The sequence below is a fragment of the Nonomuraea sp. NPDC049695 genome (genome assembly GCF_040674955.1).
GTDB classification, from domain to species: domain Bacteria; phylum Actinomycetota; class Actinomycetes; order Streptosporangiales; family Streptosporangiaceae; genus Nonomuraea; species Nonomuraea helvata.
The window spans coordinates 1-1222 of record NZ_JBFANV010000244.1 but is presented as its reverse complement, the minus strand read 5'-3'; the positions used below and the strand labels follow the sequence as shown (position 1 = coordinate 1222).

The following is a 1222-nucleotide window of genomic DNA, read 5'->3' as shown; positions in this document are numbered from 1 at the left end:
GCGCCGGGCGCGTTGATCGCGGCCACCGAGATCTGGTTACGCCCGGCCAGTACCGGGGCGATCTCCTCTTCGCCGCAGCCGATCGCCGCCATCGCGCCCCCGGCGGGCAGTGCCTGCATCAACCGGCCACGAGCGGCCACCAACCGGCACGCATCGGCCAGCTCCAGCACCCCGGCCACATGCGCTGCGGTGATCTCACCCAGCGAATGCCCGGCCACAAAATCGGGCCGGACACCCAGCGATTCCAGCAGCCGGTACAACGCCGTCTCCACCGCGAACAGCCCCGCTTGCGCGAACACTGTCTGATCCAGCACCCCACCGGCCTCGCCGGCCTGGCCGAGGATGATCTCTCGCAGGCTCAACCCACCGGCCAGGTCGGTCACCACGTCTGTGGCGAGTTCGGCTTCCAGCAGCGCGCAGGTCTCGTCGAAGGCGCGGGCGAACACCGGGAAGGCGTTATACAGCTCGCGGCCCATCCCAGGCCGTTGGGCGCCCTGACCGGAGAACAGCACCGCCACCCGGCCGGGCCGCACTCGGCCCATGACCGAGGACGGCTCCAGTTCCCCGGCGGCTAGTGCCCGCAGTCCGGCCAGCAGACTCTCCCGGTCCGCCGCCGGCAGTACCGCCCGATGCTCCAGGGCGGCCCGGCGGGCCAGCCCGGCCGCCACCTGCACCGGACCAGCGTCGTCGTGCTCGGCCATGAACCCGGCCAACCGGTCGGCCTGCGCCCGCAGCGCCGCTTCATTCTTGGCCGACACCACCACAGGCACCAGCGCGGCTGTGTCTTCAGTTCCAGCCGGAACGGACGGTCCCGCCTCGGTTGGCTCCCCCTCGCCGGCCAGCGCTTCCTCGGCGGGCGGCTCTTCCAAAATCACATGAGCATTGGTGCCTGAGATGCCGAACGAGGACACTCCCGCCCGGCGTGGCCGGTCCGCGTTCTGGGGCCAGGGTTGGGGCTGGGTCAGCAGCTCCACCGCGCCGCCGGACCAGTCCACCTTCGACGACGGCGTATCCACGTGCAGTGTCTTGGGCAGCAGTCCGTGCCGCATCGCCAGGATCATCTTGATCACGCCGGCCGCCCCGGCCGCCGCCTGGGTATGCCCAAGGTTCGACTTCACCGAGCCCAGCCACAGCGGTGATGGGCGGTCCTGGCCGTAGGCGGCCAGCAGCGCCTGCGCCTCGATCGGGTCGCCCAGCGCGGTGCCGGTGCCGTGTCCTTCGA

1 protein-coding gene is annotated in these 1222 nt (G+C 71.3%); it reads right to left on the bottom strand.

The genetic code is table 11. The features are described 5' to 3' along the window. The coding region (locus tag AB0J64_RS57315; protein WP_364047295.1) for an acyltransferase domain-containing protein at positions 1-1222 on the bottom strand (1222 nt) is incomplete at both ends.